Annotated in this window: 21 protein-coding genes; 20 read left to right on the forward strand and 1 reads right to left on the reverse strand. The window is 53.5% G+C overall.

Annotation, left to right across the window (positions count from 1 at the left end):
• The first annotated feature begins 5 nt into the window (after positions 1-5).
• Positions 6-263: a hypothetical protein gene (locus ABLV66_RS07960; protein WP_348876051.1), complete on the forward strand. Its 258-nt coding sequence runs from the start codon at positions 6-8 to the stop codon at positions 261-263.
• Here ABLV66_RS07960 and ABLV66_RS07965 read toward each other — a convergent pair.
• A complete protein-coding gene (locus tag ABLV66_RS07965) occupies positions 250-483 on the reverse strand; it encodes a hypothetical protein (protein WP_237372663.1) in 234 nt (77 codons plus the stop codon). The two genes, ABLV66_RS07960 and ABLV66_RS07965, sit on opposite strands and share 14 nt — an antisense overlap.
• 170 nt (positions 484-653) lie before the next feature.
• On the opposite strand from ABLV66_RS07965, the gene ABLV66_RS07970 reads away from it, so the two are divergent.
• The 19 genes from ABLV66_RS07970 (at position 654) to ABLV66_RS08060 (ending at position 16298) form a co-directional block, all read left to right on the forward strand.
• Complete coding sequence (locus ABLV66_RS07970; RefSeq protein ID WP_348876050.1) at positions 654-986, forward strand: hypothetical protein; 333 nt, start codon at positions 654-656, stop codon at positions 984-986.
• Positions 986-1405: a hypothetical protein gene (locus ABLV66_RS07975; RefSeq protein ID WP_348876049.1), complete on the forward strand. Its 420-nt coding sequence runs from the start codon at positions 986-988 to the stop codon at positions 1403-1405. Before ABLV66_RS07970 ends, ABLV66_RS07975 begins: the two co-directional genes overlap by 1 nt.
• Positions 1406-1698: 293 nt before the next feature.
• A complete protein-coding gene (locus ABLV66_RS07980; protein ID WP_015367382.1) occupies positions 1699-2244 on the forward strand; it encodes a terminase small subunit in 546 nt (181 codons plus the stop codon).
• Entirely contained in the window at positions 2219-4141 is a 1923-nt protein-coding gene (locus ABLV66_RS07985; protein ID WP_171824334.1) for a terminase gpA endonuclease subunit, read from the forward strand. The genes ABLV66_RS07980 and ABLV66_RS07985 overlap by 26 nt, the downstream gene beginning before the upstream one ends.
• Positions 4141-4347: a phage head-tail joining protein gene (locus tag ABLV66_RS07990; RefSeq protein ID WP_015367380.1), complete on the forward strand. Its 207-nt coding sequence runs from the start codon at positions 4141-4143 to the stop codon at positions 4345-4347. Before ABLV66_RS07985 ends, ABLV66_RS07990 begins: the two co-directional genes overlap by 1 nt.
• On the forward strand, positions 4344-5936 hold the full coding sequence (locus tag ABLV66_RS07995) for a phage portal protein (RefSeq protein WP_047052039.1): 1593 nt from the start codon (positions 4344-4346) through the stop codon (positions 5934-5936). The genes ABLV66_RS07990 and ABLV66_RS07995 overlap by 4 nt, the downstream gene beginning before the upstream one ends.
• A complete protein-coding gene (locus tag ABLV66_RS08000; protein WP_047052037.1) occupies positions 5917-7248 on the forward strand; it encodes a S49 family peptidase in 1332 nt (443 codons plus the stop codon). The genes ABLV66_RS07995 and ABLV66_RS08000 overlap by 20 nt, the downstream gene beginning before the upstream one ends.
• Before the next feature lie 9 nt (positions 7249-7257).
• Positions 7258-7590 (forward strand): head decoration protein, encoded by a 333-nt coding sequence (locus ABLV66_RS08005; RefSeq protein ID WP_171824336.1) that lies wholly within the window; start codon positions 7258-7260, stop codon positions 7588-7590.
• A 67-nt stretch (positions 7591-7657) separates the two neighbouring features.
• On the forward strand, positions 7658-8683 hold the full coding sequence (locus tag ABLV66_RS08010) for a major capsid protein (RefSeq protein ID WP_157194958.1): 1026 nt from the start codon (positions 7658-7660) through the stop codon (positions 8681-8683).
• Positions 8684-8734: 51 nt separating this feature from the next.
• The gene (gene gpFI, locus ABLV66_RS08015) at positions 8735-9142 is read left to right on the forward strand and encodes a DNA-packaging protein FI (protein ID WP_348876047.1); all 408 of its coding nucleotides are present in this window, start codon (positions 8735-8737) and stop codon (positions 9140-9142) included.
• A 10-nt stretch (positions 9143-9152) separates the two neighbouring features.
• Positions 9153-9506, forward strand: a complete 354-nt coding sequence (locus ABLV66_RS08020; RefSeq protein ID WP_348876045.1) for a head-tail joining protein — start codon at positions 9153-9155, stop codon at positions 9504-9506.
• Between the two features lie 8 nt (positions 9507-9514).
• Entirely contained in the window at positions 9515-10099 is a 585-nt protein-coding gene (locus ABLV66_RS08025) for a phage tail protein (protein WP_171824339.1), read from the forward strand.
• Positions 10096-10494 carry a phage minor tail U family protein gene (locus tag ABLV66_RS08030; protein WP_047052031.1) on the forward strand — a complete coding sequence of 133 codons (399 nt, stop codon included), beginning with the start codon at positions 10096-10098 and terminating at the stop codon, positions 10492-10494. The genes ABLV66_RS08025 and ABLV66_RS08030 overlap by 4 nt, the downstream gene beginning before the upstream one ends.
• A 6-nt stretch (positions 10495-10500) precedes the next feature.
• Complete coding sequence (locus ABLV66_RS08035) at positions 10501-11244, forward strand: phage tail protein (protein ID WP_047052030.1); 744 nt, start codon at positions 10501-10503, stop codon at positions 11242-11244.
• Between the two features lie 10 nt (positions 11245-11254).
• The gene (gpG, locus tag ABLV66_RS08040; RefSeq protein ID WP_331435248.1) at positions 11255-11683 is read left to right on the forward strand and encodes a phage tail assembly chaperone G; all 429 of its coding nucleotides are present in this window, start codon (positions 11255-11257) and stop codon (positions 11681-11683) included.
• Positions 11684-11745: 62 nt separating this feature from the next.
• The gene (locus ABLV66_RS08045; RefSeq protein ID WP_059342088.1) at positions 11746-12018 is read left to right on the forward strand and encodes a phage tail assembly protein T; all 273 of its coding nucleotides are present in this window, start codon (positions 11746-11748) and stop codon (positions 12016-12018) included.
• Positions 12002-15148 carry a phage tail tape measure protein gene (locus ABLV66_RS08050; RefSeq protein WP_348876043.1) on the forward strand — a complete coding sequence of 1049 codons (3147 nt, stop codon included), beginning with the start codon at positions 12002-12004 and terminating at the stop codon, positions 15146-15148. The genes ABLV66_RS08045 and ABLV66_RS08050 overlap by 17 nt, the downstream gene beginning before the upstream one ends.
• Positions 15149-15198: 50 nt before the next feature.
• Positions 15199-15546 carry a phage tail protein gene (locus ABLV66_RS08055; RefSeq protein ID WP_348876042.1) on the forward strand — a complete coding sequence of 116 codons (348 nt, stop codon included), beginning with the start codon at positions 15199-15201 and terminating at the stop codon, positions 15544-15546.
• Positions 15543-16298: a phage minor tail protein L gene (locus ABLV66_RS08060; RefSeq protein ID WP_015367367.1), complete on the forward strand. Its 756-nt coding sequence runs from the start codon at positions 15543-15545 to the stop codon at positions 16296-16298. The genes ABLV66_RS08055 and ABLV66_RS08060 overlap by 4 nt, the downstream gene beginning before the upstream one ends.

A 16298-nucleotide genomic window follows, 5' to 3' on the forward strand; every position in this document is an offset into this window, starting at 1 on the left:
GTTATATGACTTCAGAACAAAGAATCGAAGTATTAGAGCAAAAAGTGGAAGCGCTGAAAAAGCAGCTCGAAGATGTTACTAAATCTACTAGCTGCTCAATTGAAGCGCTTCGCGCAGATGTTCATTCGGCTTTAAATCAGACGAGTCAGGAGCTGTTATGTCGGGGGGGGACTGAAAATACGGCCCAAAATAAGACCGTATTTAATAAAATAGAGAACGAAATGATGAACGCTACGTTCTCCGGGATCATTAGTCTTGCGTAAAAGCAAAAGTCTCGATCAACCCAGCTAAATCGTTCAATGCTTTCGCAACTTGAGGTGCTTTTTCCGTATTTGATTTTGCATCTAACTTTAAAGCCTCGACCACAGATGGCTTAATATCACTAAATTTTGCTGAAAGGTTTGTAATCGTATAAGCCAACGCGACTTCGGTCACGAGAGTTCTTGCTTTGAGTTGTTCAAATTCTTCTTTTGAAATAGTCATATTTATCCTTCATCAGAGGTAATCAGCCTTTCCCCCGGTTAAATAAGCGCCAGTGTCCCACCACTGACGGGCTGAGAGGCAACCTTACACGCTGAAGATTCATAGTAACACCCTGATATTTAACCAGTAGCCTCTCGTCCGTGGGGCTTTTCTATTCGTTAAGGTACACGATGCAAAATATCAAGATTGAATATGTTAATGGCGCGCTGGTGGCGCTGGAGCGTGACGGCGTGTCTTACGCGCATCTGCCTGTTTCAGCTATCCATTTCGACCATACCGCTAAGATTTTCCCGCACCTCAAGATTGAGATTGAAGCTGGTGGTGCACCATTCGTACCGGCAGCACCAGCGCAACCACAATCGGCAGAGCCAGAACAGACACCAACTGCTGTAGAAGAAGTGCAGCCTGCAAAAGAAGGTGAGCTCTTGCCGCCGGGTGATACTGCGCCACGACCAGCGCGCCGTCACCGTCATCGCAACCGTAACCGCAACCGGAGCCAGTAATGTTTAATCGTAATGATCTGACCCTTTCGCTTTTCTATGCTTCCAGCACGAATGAGGAAGGCGAAAAAGTCGCGACATTGACCGTTCAGGTGAACAATTCTGACATGGTGGCCATGCAGAGCAACAAGCTGCAGTGCATCACTGATAAGGCTGGTAAGAAGGCTTATTCCGTCGGCGAGCAGATGGTCTCCAATGGCTCTGATCCGCTGCTGGTTGCTCTGGAGAGCTACTGGCGCCAGAACACTGAGGCGGTCGTGACCGGGTTACTGGTCGATGTTGGCGACTTCATTGCTGGCAATATCAGCCAGTCCTCTACGTTCCTCGGCTTCAATGGGCTGAAGGTCTTCGAGAATGAACCTCTGCCGGCGCGCATCCCCGAGGATGTACTGCAGGCCGACGGTGGCGCGTCCGCAGGGTGAGCATTCACAGAGGTTGTTCAGTGAGCGACCTCGATGAATGACCATTAAAACGGTAATGATAACCGTTATCGTTGCGGGTCCTTTCCGGGAGTTCGAGCAGTTACGGGGCGGCGACCTCGCGGATTCTCGCTACATATGAAAATTTCTGAGTTTAAGGCGTTTCCGTTCTTCTTCTGTGTAACTCATTGTTTATTAATAGGTTGTTACATGAGAAGAAAGGAAGCCAGGAGTTAGTTTCCTGCCCGGATCACTCAAGATCGTTTCCGTACCCCGTTTTCACTCAAGGAGTGCGTATGGAGGTGAACAAAAAACAGCTCTCCGATATTTTTGGTGTCAGCGTTCGTACGATCCAGAACTGGCAGGATCAGGGTATGCCGGTTGTACGCGGCGGCGGCAAAGGTAATGAGGTGCTTTACGATTCCGCCGCTGCGATTAAGTGGTTTGCCGAGCGCGATGCTGATATCGAAAACGAAAAGTTGAGAAAGGAAGTAGAAGAGCTCCGTAAGGCTGGTGAATCAGAGCTACAGCCTGGAACGATTGATTATGAGCGCTACCGTCTGACCCGGTCGCAGGCTGATGCCCAGGAGCTAAAAAACGCCAAAAGTTCTGCTGAGGTGGTGGAGACCGCATTCTGCACGTTCGTGCTTTCACGCGTGGCCGGCGAAATAGCCAGTATCCTGGACGGGATCCCCCTGTCGGTGCAGCGGCGGTTTCCTGAGCTGGAGAATCGACACATTGATTTCCTTAAAAAGGACGTAATCAAAGCCATGAACAAGGCAGCTGCGCTGGATGAAATTATACCGGGGTTGCTGAGTGAATATATCGAACAGTCAGATTAAGGGGCTGCAGTCATCCGCACGCGCCGGGCTGCGCTCACTCTATCGCCCGGAGCCGCAAACGGCAGTGGAATGGGCAGACAAAAATTATTACCTGCCGAAAGAGTCGGCATACCAGGAAGGGCGCTGGGTCACGCTGCCTTTTCAGCGCGCGATAATGAATGCGATGGGAAATGACTACATACGGGAAGTGAACGTTGTTAAGTCTGCCCGTGTCGGTTACTCAAAGATGCTGCTGGGCGTCTATTCCTATTTTATTGAGCATAAGCAGCGAAATTCCCTCATCTGGCTGCCGACCGACGGCGATGCCGAAAACTTTATGAAGTCGCACGTTGAGCCGACGATCCGTGATATTCCAGCATTGCTGGCGCTGGCGCCGTGGTATGGGAAAAAACACCGCAATAACACGCTCAGCATGAAACGATTCTCTAACGGCCGCGGCTTCTGGTGTCTCGGCGGTAAGGCTGCCAAGAACTACCGTGAGAAATCGGTCGATGTTGCCGGTTATGATGAGCTGGCGGCATTCGATGAGGACATCGAGAAAGAAGGTTCGCCAACGTTTCTGGGTGATAAGCGAATTGAGGGCTCTGTCTGGCCCAAATCGATCCGCGGCTCTACCCCAAAAATTCGCGGTACCTGCCAGATTGAGCGAGCCGCCAGCGAATCGCAGCATTTTATGCGTTTCCATGTTGCGTGCCCGCATTGCGGGGAAGAGCAATACCTCAAGTTCGGCGATAAGGAAACGCCTTTTGGTTTTAAATGGTCTCCCGGTGAGCCTGCCAGCGTTTTTTACCTGTGCGAGCATAACGGGTGCGTCATTAAGCAACAGGAGCTGGATTTCACTCATGCACGCTATATCTGCGAGCGAACCGGTATCTGGACGGGGGACGGTCTTAACTGGTTCTCTTCCTCGGGTGGAGAAATAGACCCGCCTGACAGTGTGACCTTCCATATCTGGACGGCTTACAGCCCGTTCACCACATGGGTGCAGATTGTTAAAGAGTGGATTAAAACCAAGGGTGATACAGGCAAACGCAAAACTTTCACCAATACCACTCTCGGGGAAACCTGGGAGGCGAAAATTGGTGAACGGCCTGATGCCGATCTTATCGAAGAGCGAAAGGAACTCTTTGCTGCCGCAGTGCCGGATCGCGTTGTCTACCTTACTGCCGGAATTGATTCACAGCTTGATCGTTATGAAATGCGAGTCTGGGGTTGGGGACCTGGTGAAGAAAGCTGGCTGGTGGACCGACAGATAATCATGGGGCGTCATGATGACGAGCAGACCCTTCAACGCGTAGATGAGGCGATCAACAAGACCTATAAACGCCGAAATGGCGCGGAGATGAGTATTTCCCGCATCTGCTGGGATATCGGGGGGATTGACCCAACAATCGTTTATAGCCGTTCGAAAAAGCATGGTCTTTTTCGCGTAATTCCCATCAAAGGTGCTTCTGTATACGGTAAACCTGTAGCGAATATGCCCCGTAAACGAAATAAAAACGGGGTGTATCTGACGGAGGTTGGTACCGATACGGCGAAGGAGCAGATTTATAACCGATTAACGCTTATTCCGGTTGGTGATGAGCCAATGGCCGGCGCCGTTCATTTTCCTAACAACCCGGAAATCTTCGACCTGACCGAGGCTCAGCAGCTGACAGCAGAGGAGCAGGTTGAAAAATGGGTAAACGGCGAGCGGAAAATACTCTGGGACAGTAAAAAACGTCGTAATGAGGCGCTGGACTGTTTTGTCTACGCGCTGGCAGCTCTGCGGATAAGTGTTTCCCGCTGGCAGCTGAATCTTGAGTCTCTTCTGATCAGCATGCAGGAGGACGAACTTACCTCTAAACCGAAAAAGACCCTGGCGGATTATGCCCGGGCATTAGCCGGAGATGAATAATGGCAACACAGTCTGAACTGGACAGTGCCCGCGCCGCACTTCATGACCTGATGACAGGGAAACGCGTTGCGACGGTACAGAAAGATGGCCGCCGCGTTGAGTTTACTGCCACGTCAGTTGCTGATTTGAAAAAATATATTGCCGAACTTGAAGTTCAGATTGGCATCACCAGTCGCCGGCGCGGGCCAGCAGGATTTTACGCATGAAATTACCAGCACTTGTTGGACCCGACGGTAAAACGTCGCTCCGGGAATATGCCGGATACCATGGTGGGGCTGGTGGCTTTGGTGGCCAGCTGCGCGCGTGGAATCCACCCAGTGAAAGTGGTGATGCCGCACTACTGCCGAACTTCCAGCGTGGAAACGCCCGCGCCGACGATCTTGTTCGTAATAACGGCCTCGCGGCGAATGCGGTACAGCTTCACCAGGATCATATCGTTGGTTCATTTTTCCGTCTTAGCCACCGGCCTGCCTGGCGCTATCTTGGGATCAGCGAAGAGGATGCGCGTGCGTTTGCCCGTGAGTGCGAGGATGCCTGGAAAGAATACGCGGAGGACGACCACTGTTTTATTGATGCCGAACGTAAACGCACGTTCACCATGATGATCCGTGAAGGGGTGGCCATGCACACTTTTAACGGAGAGTTATTTACTCAGGCGACCTGGGATACCAGCGCGAACAGGCTATTTAGAACACAGTTTAAGATGGTCAGTCCTAAGCGGATCGGTAATCCAGGCAATCAGGGTGATACCCGAAATTGCCGGGCAGGGGTAAGAATTAATGATGCTGGTGCCGCCCAGGGTTACTACGTCAGCGAGGATAACTATCCCGGGTGGATGGCTCAGAAGTGGAATTATATTCCGCGTGAGCTACCTGGCGGGCGAACGGCCTTTATCCATGTGTTTGAGCCAATGGAAGATGGACAGACAAGGGGAGCGAATCAGTTTTATAGCGTTATGGAGCAGATGAAAATGCTCGATACGCTGCAAAACACCCAACTGCAAAGCGCCATCGTCAAGGCGATGTATGCCGCCACGATTGAAAGTGAGATGGATACCCAGACAGCGATGGATTTTATCCTCGGTGCGGACAATCCGGAGCAGACGAAAAAGCTGACCGGATGGCTTGGGGAAATCGCAACGTATTATGCGGCCGCCCCGGTCAGACTTGGAGGGGCGAAGGTGCCACACCTGATGCCCGGGGATTCACTGAATCTGCAATCTGCTCAGAATACCGATAATGGGTATTCCGTATTCGAGCAATCGCTCTTACGTTACATCGCCGCAGGGCTTGGCGTTTCTTACGAGCAGTTATCCCGTAACTACTCACAAATGAGTTATTCCACCGCACGCGCGAGCGCCAATGAGTCCTGGGCCTATTTCATGGGCCGGCGCAAATTTATCGCTGCCCGGCAGGCGAGCATGATGTTTTTGTGCTGGCTGGAAGAGGCGATCGTCCGTCGTGTCGTCAGCCTGCCATCCCGCGCCCGTTACAGTTTCCAGGAGGCCAGGACAAGCTGGGCGAACTGCGACTGGATCGGCTCCGGCAGGATGGCGATTGACGGCCTTAAGGAGGTGCAGGAGGCGGTTATGCTGATTGAAGCAGGCCTCAGTACCTATGAAAAAGAATGCGCGAAGCGCGGCGATGATTATCAGGAAATCTTTGCCCAGCAGGTGCGTGAAACGATGGAACGGCGACAGGCAGGGTTAAGACCGCCTTCGTGGGCAGCTGCGGCGTTCCAGTCTGGTCTGGAGAATTCCGGTAAGGAGGAACAAGATGACGCCCGAGCTGCGTAACCTTCCACATATTGCCAGCCTGGCATTTAACGAACCGCTGCTCCTTGAACCCGCCTATGCGCGGGTTTTCTTTTGCGCGCTGGCAGGCCAACTGGGCATTACCCGCCTGACTGATACCGTATCGGGGACAACCCTGGGCACCGAGCAAATGGCGGAACCACTAATGCTATTCGGTAACGAGGAGGCCGGGCCGCGTCCGGCTCGTAGCTATCAGGTAATGAATGGCATCGCGGTATTACCGGTTGCCGGGACCCTGGTCAATAAAACCCGTTCACTCCAGCCGTATTCCGGCATGACCGGGTACAACGGTGTTATTGCCCGCCTGCAGCAGGCTATCAGCGATCCTGATGTTGACGGAGTTTTGCTGGATATGGATACGCCGGGCGGGATGGTCGCCGGAGCTTTTGACTGCGCCGACATTATTGCCCGGGCCCGCGATATTAAACCCGTTTGGGCGCTGGCGAACGATATGAACTGCAGCGCCGGACAGCTTATCGCCAGTGCGGCATCACGTCGGCTTGTGACACAGACAGCAAGGACAGGGTCCATCGGTGTGATGATGGCCCACAGCAATTATGGTCAGGTGCTGAAATCGCAGGGGGTCGAGGTCACGTTGATTTACAGCGGCGACCACAAGGTTGATGGCAACCCTTACGAAAAATTGCCGAAAGATGTTCGTGAAGCTTTTCAGTCCCGTATCGATGCCACCCGGCAGATGTTTGCTGAAAAAGTGGCAGGTTATACGGGAATGTCGGTGAGGGCGGTTCTCGATACTGAGGCTGCGGTCTTCTCCGGGCAGGAGTCCATTGATCATGGGCTGGCGGACGAACTTGTTAACAGTACAGATGCGATCGGCGTAATGCGCAGCGCGCTGGATACCAAAAAGACCATCCATATCGGAGGAACGATGAAGACAACGACGACGAATGCAGCTGCAACCCAACCAGACGCCAATGCCGCGGCGGAAGCCAATGGCGCAATTGTAACTGCTCCGGCAGTGCCAGCGGCTGCTGCACCCACACCGGATGTAAATGCTCAGGTTGCCGCGGCGGTCTCTGCTGAGAATGCCCGAATTATGGGGATCCTGAACTGTGAGGCCGCAAGCGGTCGGGAGGAACAGGCCCGTGCGCTGGCAGAAACGCCGGGAATGACGGTTGAGCATGCACAACGCATTCTGGCGGCGGCGCCGCAAAGTTCACAGGCCCGAAGCGAAACCGCGTTGGATCGCCTGATGGAAACCGCACCAGAAACGCTGGCGTCCGGAGCACCGGCTGCCAGTGAAACCGATGATTTGATGAATACCCCTGTTTAAGAGGCTCACATGGCTAACACTGAAGAATTTACACACTACCAGCCGCTGGGTAATAGCGATCCAGCCCACACCGCTTATGGCGCTGGCGCACTGGCAGCGGCAACGCCCGTTATGACTCCGTTAATGCTGGAGGCGACGGCGGGAAAACTCGTTGCCTGGGACGGCGAGCATGCTGGCGCGGCATGCGGCATCCTGGCGGTAGCCGCCGACCAGAACAGCACAGAACTTACCTTTTATAAATCCGGCTCTTTCCGTGTTGAAGATATTCACTGGCCGGATGCAGTCACCGACGACAGCATTAAACGTAATGCCTTTGCTGGCACTGCTATCAGCATCGTTTAACCGACTCCTTTACCAATTTCATCATTCATAAAAGCCGCCTTAGCGGCTTTTTTTACGGGAAAAATCTATGTCAGTTTATACAACAGCCCAACTGCTGGCGGTCAATGAGAAGAAATTCAAATTCGATCCGCTTTTCCTGCGCATCTTCTTCCGTGAAAGTTATCCCTTCACGACTGAGAAGGTCTACCTGTCGCAAATTCCAGGCCTGGTCAACATGGCGCTGTATGTGTCGCCGATTGTCTCCGGGAAAGTGATTCGCTCTCGTGGCGGCAGCACGTCAGAATTTACCCCGGGCTATGTGAAGCCGAAACACGAAGTTAACCCACAAATGACTCTCCGTCGCCTGCCTGATGAAGATCCTCAGAAACTGGCAGATCCTGCTTATCGCCGTCGCCGCATCATTCTTCAGAATATGAAAGATGAGGAACTGGCGATTGCACAGGTCGAAGAGAAACAAGCAATTGAAGCTGTGCTCTATGGGAAATACACCATGAGTGGAGAAGCATTTGAGCCAGTTGAAGTTGATATGGGGCGCAGTGCCGGCAATAACATCATTCAGGCAGGGGCGGCAGCATGGTCTGGCCGCGATAAAAAAACCTATGATCCGACCGATGACATTGAAGCCTATGCTCTCAACGCCAGCGGTACGATCAACATTATCGTATTCGATCCGAAGGGCTGGGCACTGTTCCGCTCTTTCGATGCCGTTAAGGAGAAGCTGGATACTCGCCGTGGCTCGAACTCGGAACTGGAAACTGCCCTGAAAGACCTGGGTAAAGCCGTTTCTTATAAGGGCATGTACGGCGATGTCGCTATTGTGGTTTATGCCGGTCAGCTCGTTGAAAATGACGTCAAAAAAAATGCTCTGCCGGACCTGTCTATGGTACTGGGTAACACCCAGGCCCGCGGTCTGCGCACCTATGGTTGCATCCTTGATGCAGACGCCCAGCGCGAAGGTATTAACGCTTCAACTCGCTACCCAAAAAACTGGGTTCAGTCGGGAGACCCTGCACGCGAATTCACCATGATTCAGTCAGCACCGCTGATGCTACTGGCAGATCCGGATGAGTTCGTCTCCGTAAAACTGGCCTAACAAGTGGGACCACGGCCCTTCGGGGCCTTTCTTATTAAAGAGGAAAGAGTGATGACCAAAGAAGAGTTGATTGCCCGCCTGAAAGAGCTGGGCATCATGCTGAACCGTGAGGTCAGCCTGACCGGATCAAAAGAAGAGCTGGCGCTGCGTATTGCTGAGCTGGAAGAGGAGCTTGACGATGGCGGAGACAGCAATGAACCAGGCACTGAGAATTCGGCCCCCGGCGGGGAGGGCAACGATAGCAAAGCACAGAATAACGTATTAACTCCGTCGCCCCAGGAAAAAAAATCCGGATCTGGGGACCTGGTAGCAGTGAAAACTCGTGCGACGTTACACCTCGAAGCACTGCACGCTGTAAAGAATGAACAAGTGAGCCTTGTTTTGCCGGGTACTACCGTTCGTGTCAGCACTGGGGATGCGGAAGAGTTGATTGCACGGGGGCTGGCTGTCGAACCATAGCGGGGCGGGTATGACCGATTTCGATAATATTTTCGATGCTGCAATATCGCGGGCGGATGAAACGATACGCTCGACCATGGGCACGGTGGCGCTTATCTCTTCGGGCGAGCTTACCGGGCGGAGTATCTCCGGGGTATTTGATGATCCTGAAAATATTGACTATGCGGCTCCCGGCGTGAGGGTGGAGGGCACAAGCCCTTCATTTTTCATTAAGTCAGTGTATGCCAGCGCGTTACAGCGGCTGGATACCCTCACCATTAACGGCATCTCCTACTGGATTGACCGTATTGGCCCGGACGATTGTGGATCCTGCCATCTCTGGCTAGGCACCGGACATCCCCCCGTTGGAAACCGCCGCCGATAGGAGGTTTTATGGGTATTAAGGGGCTGGAGCAAGTCATTGCGAACCTGAACAGCCTTGATCGCAATATGGTGCCTAAGGCCAGCGCCTGGGCAATCAACCGCGTCGCCAGAACTGCCGTTACCGCAGCGACCCGAAAAGTGGCTAACGAAACGATAGCGGGCGATAACCGCGTGAAAGGTATCCCGGTCAAGCTGGTTAAACAGCGGGTCAGAGTCAGTAAAGCATCCTCTAATGGCCGGATGAACGCCAGGATAAAGGTCAACCGGGGAAACTTACCGGCAATCAAGCTTGGTGCCGCGCAAGTCCGCTTAACAAGAAAGAAAGGGGCGCTTCTACGGAGAGGGAGTGTCCTGAAAATCGGGAAATATCTTTTCAGGGACTCTTTCATTCAGCAATTAGCCAACGGTCGCTGGCATGTCATGAAGCGTATCGAAGGGAAAAATCGCTACCCCATCGATGTTGTGAAAATCCCACTGGCTGCGCCGCTTACAACTGCTTTCGAAGCGGAGAAAAAACGCATGCTTGATGAGGAGATGCCAAAGCAACTGGCCGCTGCGCTCAAGCAACAACTGAGGTTACACCTTAAACGATGAAACACACCGAAATACGTCAGGCCGTGATCGATGGCCTGGAAAGCATGATAGGGAATAGCGCCATTTTTTTTGATGGTCGTCCGGCTGTCATTGAGGAAGAAGATTTTCCTGCTGTGGCGGTTTATCTGACTGATGCCGAATACACCGGGGAGGATCTGGATGCTGATACCTGGCAGGCCACTTTACATATTGAAGTTTTCCTTCCTGCCCAGGTGCCTGACTCCGAACTTGATGAGTGGATGGAAACCCGGGTTTATCCGGCAATATCAGGTATCTCTGCGCTGAGTGGACTGATTACCGTGATGGTGCAGCAGGGTTATGAATACCAGAGGGATGACAGCCTCGGGCTATGGAGTTCCGCGGATATGAAATATTCAATTACTTATGATATGTGAGGATTTATGCCAACACCTAACCCACTTGCGCCGGTAAAAGGGGCAGGAACGACACTCTGGCTGTACACCGGGACCGGGGATGCTTATGCGAACCCTCTGTCAGATGCTGACTGGCAGCGCCTGGCAAAAATTAAGGAACTGACGCCGGGCGAAATGACGGCGGAGTCCTACGATGACACCTACCTTGATGATGAAGATGCAGACTGGACCGCTACCGCCCAGGGGGCAAAATCGGCAGGTGATACATCATTAACGCTGGCCTGGAAACCGGGAGAGGAGGGTCAAAAATCGCTGGTGGCCTGGTTCGTCGATGGCTCTGTACGGGCGTACAAAATTAAGTATCCGAATGGCACCGTGGATGTGTTCAAAGGCTGGTGCAGTAGCCTGGGTAAGGCCATCCCCGCGAAGGAAGTGATCACGCGTACCGCCAAAATCACCAATACCGGGAAACCGGAACTGGCGGAAGAAAGCGGCAACCCGCCGATCGCAGTGACCGGCATCAAACTCGACAAGGCAACGGCCAGCGTGGCCGTCGGCGCAACCACAACGCTAAACGTCACCTTCCTGCCTGCCAGTGCATCGGAACAGTCTTTCCGTGCGGCGACCTCGGATAGCGCGAAGGCGACTGTGGCCGTGAGTGGTAAATCTCTGATTGTCACCGGCGTGGCGGCTGGCGCGGTAGACATTATTGTCATGAGCAATGACGGTAATTTTGTGGCGACCTGCAAGACCACCGTGACTGCGTCCTGAGGATAAAGGCATGAGCATGTTTTTGAAGAAAGACGAATTTACCCATAACGGCGCTTCGGTGCCAATCACCGAATTGTCGGCATTGCAGCGCATTACTTATCTCGAATATCTGGCCGCAGAAGAAAAAGCCTTATCCGCCATTTCTGATGACGTGGATGACCAGACAATGTCCGCCGGGCTGGTCAGCATGAGTATTCGCGCAGGCGCGCGCCTGATTGCGCTCTCGCTCTGGCATAACGATCCGAAGGGGCCATCTGAAGAGGAACTCCACCAGCAGGTGATGAGTACCTGGCCGGCGGAAGCGATTGGCAAAGCGGAAATGCAGATCAAGCTGCTCTCCGGCATGCTGGCGCCGGTTGCCGAAGAAGATCAATCCACGGATGAAGATATTGATGCCACCGCGCTGGGTGATGAACCTGTTACTGCGGAAAAGCCCTAGCCAGCGAGCTTGATTTTGTCCTGAAACTGGCGCGTGAGTTCGGGCGGCCCGACTGGCGCGCCATGCTTGCTGGCATGACGTCCTCCGAGCTGGGCGACTGGCATCACTTTTACCGGGATCGTTATTTTCAGGATGCGCAACTCGATGCCCATTTCTCCGGGCTGCTTTACACCATTTCAACCTTCTTATACCGGGATCCGGATATCACCCCTGCACACTTCAGCCTGCTGTCCCCGTCTGCTGAGGCTACAGCGGATAATGTGCAGGACGATGACGCCATGATGCTGGCCGCAGAGGGAATAACAGGAGGCACCAGATATGGCCCAGCAGATTAGCGACCTTGTCATTAACCTGGATGTCGACAACGCCACATTCACCGAACAGATTGCCAGGATTAAGGGGCAACTGTCCGGTATGGCGAATGAATCGGACAAAGTGCAGACGCGCATGCGTAGTGCAGCAGAGGCACAAATTAGCGCGCTGAAAACCACCAGCGCCGCCAGCGCAGGCGCCGTGTCCGATATGCAGAAGCGACAGGCGGATGCCGCCGCCGGGCTTCAGAGCGAACTGCAACGGGTCTCCAAATCGGTCGATGAGACTTACCAGCGCGTCACCGGGCTAAACCAGCGTTATCGGGAGAACGATGCGCAGGCTGAGGCGCTGGCGCGGCGGCAGGATGCGCTGGCGGAATCGTTCTTTCGGCAGATAGATGGCGTTCGATCCCTCAGTGGTGAAACACGGTCGCTGGCCAGTGTCCAGGAACAATTCCGCAAGGCCCGCGCACAGGGGAACATCACTCAGGGTGATTATCTCTCCCTGATTTCCCGCACCACGGCGCGGCAGAAAGAACTCCAGCAGGTTGAGGAAAAAGCGAACCAGGCGCGCGAGAAATTTCTTCGCCAGCTGAAGGCGCAGGTTGTCGAGCAAAAGCTGTCTGGTACAGAGCTCCTGAGAATGAAAGCGGCGCAGGTGGGCGCCGGCGATGCTGCTGAAGTCTATATCCGCAAACTGGAAGCGGCAAAGGTCGCCACGCACAGCCTTGGTCTCGAGAGCGCTGGCGCACGTCGGGAACTTGGCGTGCTGGCGGGGGAATTATTGCGTGGTAATTTCGGCGCGCTGCGTGGCTCCGGGATAACCCTGGCGAACCAGGCCGGGTGGCTCGAAAAAATGATGACGCTACGCGGACTGGGGATCGCCGGCGTGGTCGGTGGCATAGCGGCATCCGTCGTTCTGCTGGGAAAGGCATGGTACGAGGGCGGGAAGGAAGCCGAAGAGTTTAACAAACAGCTCATTCTCACCGGGAACTATGCCGGGAAAACATCGGGACAACTGCAGGTGCTGGCGCGGAACATCTCAGGAAATGGAGTCACTCAGCACGCCGCGGCAGCTGTATTAGCGCAGGTTGTCGGAAGTGGGGCATTCGGTGGCGCCGACGTCGAACGCGTTGCCAACGTGGCTGCAAGGCTCCAGCAGGCGACCGGCCAGGCGGTGGATGAAACTATTAACCAGTTCAAACGGCTGAAAGAGGATCCGGTTAATGCGGTTGCAACGCTGAATGAGTCGTTACATTTTCTGACCGCAAGCCAGTTTGAACAGATTTCAGCTGCGCAGGCGATGGGGGATTCGCAGCGCGCTGCCGAGCTCGCGATGCGGGCCTATTCCGACAGCGTTATCCAGCGCGCAAATGCGGTGAAGGAAAATCTGGGGACACTGGAAACTGCGTGGAACTGGGTGAAAAATGCCGCCAGCGGCGCCTGGGATGCCATGATGGGCATTGGTCGGAATCCTGATACGGCCATGAAGCAGCAGGGGGCTTTTGCGGACTGGCAGACAGCCGAAAAGGAATATCGCGCGCTGTCTTCAAACCTTAAAGTCGATCCTGACTATGCGGGGAATAACCCGCTGGTGAAAGCTGATGCAGAGCGTCTTCGCAACGCCCGTGAGCAGTTATCTCTCAAAAAACAGGCCTATGACGAGGCTGATAAAGCATATGCTCAGGAGGGGTTAGCTGCGGCGCGCGAGAAGCTGCGCAATGACCAGCAGCAGCAGGCAATAAGGAATCAGCAGCAGTTTAACCAGCTTCTTGACGCTGGCCTGAAACCTGCCGAGCGGCGGGCCCGCGCTCAGGAAGAATTTAATAAGCTTGTTGCGAAAAATAAACAGGATGCCATCGATGGGATTGCTACCCGCTGGACGGACAGCGATATCGCGAAAATCCGCGCAGGTATCGATAGCAAATACAAAGATCCGAAAACGCCGAAAGGCAGGCAATATACTACGCCCGCTGGCAGTAAAGCTGAGGAAGGGGCGCAGGCGGATCTGCTGACGCTAAAGGCGCAGCTTAAAACCCTGCAGCAGCATACCGACGTTAACGATGTGATCAGTAAGCAGCGCCGTGACCTCTGGCAGACGGAAAACCAGTATGCCGTTTTACAGGAGGCCGCCGGCCGCCGCCAGTTGTCCACGCAGGAAAAATCCCTGCTGGCCCACAAAAACGAAACGCTGGAATACAAACGCCAGCTGGCCGATCTCGGTGATAAGGTCGCCCGGCAGCAGAAGCTGAATAATCTGGCTGATCAGGCCAATAAATTTGCGCAGCAGCAGAGTGCGATCCGGGCGGGGATCAAGGCTCAGGCCGAGGGGCTTTCTGGCAGGGAGTCGAACAGAAGGACCACGCTTGAAAAGCTGAGTGAAACGTACGCCTTCAATCCTGATGCGCAGCGGAAGGTGCTGGCGGAACAGCAAGCCACCTATGAAGCTGAGGATGCATTACGCGGTAACTGGCTGGCCGGCGCCAAACAGGGCTGGGCGGAGTATCAGGATTCCGCGACTAATGTATTTTCCTCTGTTCAACAAATATCCCAGGCCACCTTCGGGGGGCTGGCCAATCAGCTGACATTGCTCAATACCACCGGCAAAGCGAGTTTTAAGGAATTCACCACATCCATTTTGAAGATGATCGCTCAGGTCATTGATCAGCTTATTGTGGCCTACACCTTTCAGGCTGCGATGGGGTGGATCAGCGGAGGGAGCAGTTCTTCAAATTCTGGTCAGTCTTTTGCCGTTCCTTCCTATCGTCCCTCTGGCTTTGATGGTGGTGGTTATACCGGGCATGGTGGTAAGTACGAGCCCGCCGGGGTTGTTCACCGCGGTGAGTTTGTATTCACCAAAGAGGCGACCAGCCGCATCGGCGTGAGCAACCTTTACCGGATGATGCGCGGTTATGCCTCCGGCGGGTATGTCGGCAACGCTTCCAGTCCAGCAAGTGTGTCTCCTGGCAGTGTAATGGTCAACATGGGCGGCGTCTATATCAGTAGTGGCAACGAACAGCAGTCTACGCAGCGGTCAGCGATTGACAGTAACGGTATCCTCAAGCAACTGAAACCCGCCATCATTAGTGTCGTCAGTGAACAGGCCCAACGGCCCGGCACGCCACTCTGGAAGGCAATAAAAGAAGGGCGTTAATACCAGAAGCCGCTTTGCGGCTTTTTTACTGGCGGAGATAAAGGCTATTTATGACTATTGAAACATTTTCCTGGCGAATTCAGGCCGCCAGTCAGCCGGCGACAACGAGTAAGGATAATATTCGCAAGGCGCAATTTGGCGATGGATATGCGCAGGTTTCAGGGGAGGGAATAAACCCGGAAACCTTAAATTATGCATTTTCATTTACCGGAGATCTGCAAACCGGCCTGGATATTTATAAATTCCTGCGACGGCATAAAACTAAATCCTTTGCCTTTAAACCACCGTATGACGAGTTAGCGCTATGGCGGGTTCAGGCTGACAGCCTGCAAAAAACCATTCTGAATAGCAAAGTCATGACAGTCACCGCAACATTTGAACAGGCATTCGTACCATGAGTCTTCACGCTGATTATCAAAAACTGGAGCCGGGAGATGAAATCCGGCTTTTCGAAATTGACGGAAGTGCTTTTAATATGGGGGATATTTTATATTTCCACGGATATAACATTCCCCATACTGAAGCGGAAATTTTAGCCGCTGGTGGCGATGAATCAAAATTGCCCGCTAAAAGTATCTGGTGGCAGGGCACCGAATATAAAGCGTGGCCGTGTGAATTAGAGGGGATCGAATCCTCGACTTCAGGAAGCGACGCGCAGCCGACACTGAGGGTGGGCAACATTGATGGTTCGATTTCCGCGTTGTGTTTGCATTATGACGATTTGGCGATGGCTCGGGTCATTATCCATGAGACACAAAAGCAGTATCTGGATGCGCGAAATTTCCCTGCGGGTAATGCCACCGCGGATCCAACGCAGGAAAAACGGCACCTCTATTTTATCGACACCAAAAGTCTTGAAACCGATGAAACGGTGGAGTTCGCGCTCGATAGCCCGATGGGGTTGCAGGGGAAACTGATCCCTACTCGTCAGTATCATTCGGTTTGTACCTGGTGTATTCGCAATAAATACCGTAGTGGCGATGGTTGCGATTATGCCGGGACAAAGTATTTCGACAAGAATAACAAGCCGGTTGATGATCCATCGAAGGACGTCTGCAACGGAACACTCACTGCCTGCAAACTGCGTTTTGGTGAGCATAACGAACTGCCGTTTGGCGGGTTCCCCGGCACGTCGCTGATAAGGAGCTGA

The sequence above is a fragment of the Klebsiella sp. CN_Kp073 genome, assembly GCF_040065495.2.
GTDB lineage: Bacteria > Pseudomonadota > Gammaproteobacteria > Enterobacterales > Enterobacteriaceae > Klebsiella > Klebsiella aerogenes.

What these genes read in the sequence shown, in the direction of transcription:
- ABLV66_RS08035 (WP_047052030.1), top strand. Translation starts at nt 10,501, where the DNA reads ATGCCAACACCTAACCCACTTGCGCCGGTAAAAGGGGCAGGAACGACA.
- ABLV66_RS07960 (WP_348876051.1), top strand. Translation starts at nt 6, where the DNA reads ATGACTTCAGAACAAAGAATCGAAGTATTAGAGCAAAAAGTGGAAGCG.
- gpG (WP_331435248.1), top strand. Translation starts at nt 11,255, where the DNA reads ATGAGCATGTTTTTGAAGAAAGACGAATTTACCCATAACGGCGCTTCG.
- ABLV66_RS08045 (WP_059342088.1), top strand. Translation starts at nt 11,746, where the DNA reads ATGCTTGCTGGCATGACGTCCTCCGAGCTGGGCGACTGGCATCACTTT.
- ABLV66_RS08025 (WP_171824339.1), top strand. Translation starts at nt 9,515, where the DNA reads ATGGGTATTAAGGGGCTGGAGCAAGTCATTGCGAACCTGAACAGCCTT.
- ABLV66_RS07990 (WP_015367380.1), top strand. Translation starts at nt 4,141, where the DNA reads ATGGCAACACAGTCTGAACTGGACAGTGCCCGCGCCGCACTTCATGAC.
- ABLV66_RS08020 (WP_348876045.1), top strand. Translation starts at nt 9,153, where the DNA reads ATGACCGATTTCGATAATATTTTCGATGCTGCAATATCGCGGGCGGAT.
- ABLV66_RS08010 (WP_157194958.1), top strand. Translation starts at nt 7,658, where the DNA reads ATGTCAGTTTATACAACAGCCCAACTGCTGGCGGTCAATGAGAAGAAA.
- ABLV66_RS07970 (WP_348876050.1), top strand. Translation starts at nt 654, where the DNA reads ATGCAAAATATCAAGATTGAATATGTTAATGGCGCGCTGGTGGCGCTG.
- ABLV66_RS07980 (WP_015367382.1), top strand. Translation starts at nt 1,699, where the DNA reads ATGGAGGTGAACAAAAAACAGCTCTCCGATATTTTTGGTGTCAGCGTT.
- ABLV66_RS07965 (WP_237372663.1), bottom strand. Translation starts at nt 483, where the DNA reads ATGACTATTTCAAAAGAAGAATTTGAACAACTCAAAGCAAGAACTCTC.
- ABLV66_RS08050 (WP_348876043.1), top strand. Translation starts at nt 12,002, where the DNA reads ATGGCCCAGCAGATTAGCGACCTTGTCATTAACCTGGATGTCGACAAC.
- ABLV66_RS07975 (WP_348876049.1), top strand. Translation starts at nt 986, where the DNA reads ATGTTTAATCGTAATGATCTGACCCTTTCGCTTTTCTATGCTTCCAGC.
- gpFI (WP_348876047.1), top strand. Translation starts at nt 8,735, where the DNA reads ATGACCAAAGAAGAGTTGATTGCCCGCCTGAAAGAGCTGGGCATCATG.
- ABLV66_RS08005 (WP_171824336.1), top strand. Translation starts at nt 7,258, where the DNA reads ATGGCTAACACTGAAGAATTTACACACTACCAGCCGCTGGGTAATAGC.
- ABLV66_RS08030 (WP_047052031.1), top strand. Translation starts at nt 10,096, where the DNA reads ATGAAACACACCGAAATACGTCAGGCCGTGATCGATGGCCTGGAAAGC.
- ABLV66_RS08060 (WP_015367367.1), top strand. Translation starts at nt 15,543, where the DNA reads ATGAGTCTTCACGCTGATTATCAAAAACTGGAGCCGGGAGATGAAATC.
- ABLV66_RS08000 (WP_047052037.1), top strand. Translation starts at nt 5,917, where the DNA reads ATGACGCCCGAGCTGCGTAACCTTCCACATATTGCCAGCCTGGCATTT.
- ABLV66_RS08055 (WP_348876042.1), top strand. Translation starts at nt 15,199, where the DNA reads ATGACTATTGAAACATTTTCCTGGCGAATTCAGGCCGCCAGTCAGCCG.
- ABLV66_RS07995 (WP_047052039.1), top strand. Translation starts at nt 4,344, where the DNA reads ATGAAATTACCAGCACTTGTTGGACCCGACGGTAAAACGTCGCTCCGG.